We start from the raw sequence: 3,039 nt of genomic DNA, 5'->3' as shown, positions 1-3,039 counted from the left end.
ATAGCGTTTATCGCAGTTATGAGGTACAGTATTCTTTGACTTTGATTCCCTGTATTGATGCAGCGCATCCCTATTCCCTATTACCTATTCCCCTCCTGGGAGGGGTTAGGGGTTGGTTCCTGTTCCCTGTTCCGGTGATCCGCTGTTCCCTAAAATACCGAAATTTTGTACCTCATAGCTATGAGAATTGCTATATACTCCTTAAGCAAATTTTCAAACAGGCTTTAATAATCTTTATGCAGCTAATAAATTTGCTTCGATACTATAGATAATAAACGAGTAAAATACTCAAAATGTTTATTAATCCTAGGGGGTGGTTCGGGAAGATTATTCCTTCCCATACACCAACTCAGTATACAGATATTTCTACAAATAAAGATACATCATCACAGCATAACACTCGGTTAAATCCAGCTAGATTAGGTTTTATACTAGCTGTTTTTTTTCCCCTATTCGGAGCAATTTCAACGGCTCGTGATTGGGAGGGAGTGCAACGGATGGAAAGACAAACCCAAGCTTGGTTTTTCCAACTTAGGGCTCCGGTGACTCCCCCAGACAATATAGTGATTTTGGCAATTGATGAGGAGTCTCTGAATTTAAATCAATCCTATTCTAATGATCAGTCTCAAGCACTAACTGATTTAGAACTTATCAAAAGCTGGCCTTGGAAACGAGCTGCTTATGCTACAGCGATTGAGCGGCTGATGGCTGCCGGAGCTAGGTCTGTCGCGGTTAGTCTTGTGTTAGATAGTCCCAGTAGTTACGGTGAGGCAGATGATCAACGGTTGAGAGAGGTGCTAAAAAACTATGGCGAAAAGGTTACTCTGGCCGCTATGTATGAGACTTACGAAACTGTTGAAGGTGAGACTATCAAGCTAGTTAAGCCAAATTCTTTGTTTGAGACACCCCAGCTATCTGTAGGTTCGATTAATTATCCTGTTGAGCCGGATGGCAGAATCTATCGTCTAGCCAATCAGTATCCCAAAGTTTGGGCTAAGAATAATCCAGAATTGGCAGAAACATCTAATCAGCTGATTTTTAAAGTACCTTCCTTTAACGAGGCTACCTTGGCCAAAAGGCCACGCTACGCGAAGGCAGCTGCTCAAGACTCAGGACTGAGGACGAAACCCAAAGCAGAGAATATTTTCTTCTACGGTTCGGATGTATTTCCATCTATTCCCTTCTGGTATGTCTTAGACGATAATCGCTGGCACACTCGCCTAGAAGATGGTAAGTCTTTCCAAGACAAGATTGTGTTAATTGGACCAACTGCTAGCTCATTACCAGATTTTCATCGGACTCCTGTGTCCGACAGAATGGCTGGGGTGGAAATCAATGCTAATGCGATCGCAACACTACTCGAAGGTCGTGCCATTGTCCAAGCAATTCCCAATCCTATCCACAGAGGAGTGTTGATCTTCTTAGGGGTTACGGTAGTAAGGTACTTATTCAGTCGGATTAAGCGATGGCAAGTTTGCCTAGGCTGGACAGTGCTCGGGGTAATCACTTGGGGAGGAATCAGTTATCTATTTTTCGTGTATGGGCGGCTAATTTTGCCTACAGCAGTGCCTTTAGTTAGCATGACTCTCAGTGGTATTTTCTGTAGCGCTATGGGAGCAATGCAAGACCTGAAGAATAAACAGCAACTACGCCAAACTCTCAAACATTACGTTTCTGCGCCGATTGTCCAAGAAATTATCTCTGGACAGGATGATTTACGCAATTTGCTGGAGGAAACGGAACAGGAACTATTTGCTACTAAGTTAAGTGGACGCTATCAAATCATCAAACGACTTAGTGCTGGAGGATTTGGCGAAACCTTTATTGCTGAAGACACCCAACGACCGGGAAATCCGACCTGTGTGGTCAAGCAGCTCAAACCTGCTAGCAATAATCCTCAACACTGGCAACTGGCTCGACGGTTATTTCACACCGAAGCAGAAATTCTGGAAAAGTTGGGCAAACATCACCAAATACCTGAGCTGTTAGCCTATTTTGATCAAAATCAAGAATTTTATCTAGTTGAAGAGTTCATTAATGGTCATCCTCTCAGCGATGAGTTACCACAGAAACCTCTTCCTGAAGCCAACGTCATTGCCATAGTGGTAGATATTCTACAGGTATTGCAGTTTGTCCACAGTCACAGTGTGATTCACCGAGATATTAAACCCGATAATCTAATTCGGCGCAAATTAGATCACAAGCTGGTGCTAATTGACTTTGGCGCTGTTAAACAAATTACTAATCAATTGCATCCAAGACGAAACCTGACTAATTTCACAGTGGGCATTGGTACTAAAGGTTATATGCCTAATGAACAAGCTGTGGGTAGTCCAAGATTTAACAGTGATATTTATGCCACAGGTATGATTGCTGTGCGATCGCTTACTGGCATACCTCCTAGCAAATTACCCACAGATCCCATAACTGGAGAAGTAATTTGGTTCGATAAGGCACAGGTCAGTCCTGAATTAGCTACAGTGGTCAACAAAATGGTGCGCTATAGCTTCCGAAGTCGCTATCAGTCGGCTCAGGAGGTATTAGAAGCACTGAAACCTTTAACCACAACCTTGCCAACATTCTCGTTTAGTAGCCCTAAGTCATCCGTAGTGCTAGAATCTGAGGCTTCCACCGTGCCAGCACTACAGGAAACCATGGTTGATAGTGACTGTTCGAGTTCACAGAAAACTGTTCCGTTGTCGGAATCTACCACAGTGCTAGAGGAGGAAACCATGCCCGATAGTGATTATTCGAGTTCACAGAAAACTGTTCCGTTGTCGGAATCTACCACAGTGCTAGAGTCTGACGAAACCTGATCCTAGTGATTAGTCAAGTGATTAGTCAGTCAATAGGCCAGTTGAATGTTAAGTGTCTACTTTCAAGATTCAACCTACCCTACACCGAACGCCAAAGTGCGGCTCGTTCTAGCTAGGAACCTTACAATACAAGGCTTATGAGCTAGGGGCGCGAAGGAAAACCTTCAAAGCCTAACTGACTGTTCGGATGGTGGTCTTTTGGAGATAAGTGACACCCTATCTG

Annotated in this window: 1 protein-coding gene and 1 pseudogene; both read left to right on the top strand. The window is 43.6% G+C overall.

Annotated elements, in window-relative coordinates; translation table 11 throughout:
• Positions 1 to 272 (top strand): annotated as a pseudogene (locus tag F6K37_RS36280) (hypothetical protein); the annotation flags it as partial.
• Between the two features lie 21 nt (positions 273 to 293).
• A complete protein-coding gene (locus F6K37_RS36275; protein ID WP_008189300.1) occupies positions 294 to 2,816 on the top strand; it encodes a serine/threonine-protein kinase in 2,523 nt (840 codons plus the stop codon).
• The last annotated feature ends 223 nt before the right edge of the window (positions 2,817 to 3,039 follow it).

Source organism: Moorena sp. SIO4E2, assembly GCF_010671945.1.
In the GTDB taxonomy this organism is placed as follows: domain Bacteria; phylum Cyanobacteriota; class Cyanobacteriia; order Cyanobacteriales; family Coleofasciculaceae; genus Moorena; species Moorena producens.
Note: the sequence above shows the minus strand (reverse complement) of the source record. Positions and strands in the feature narration are given on the sequence as shown.

Coding starts and splice junctions, on each gene's coding strand:
- F6K37_RS36275 (WP_008189300.1), top strand. CDS start 294: ATGTTTATTAATCCTAGGGGGTGGTTCGGGAAGATTATTCCTTCCCAT.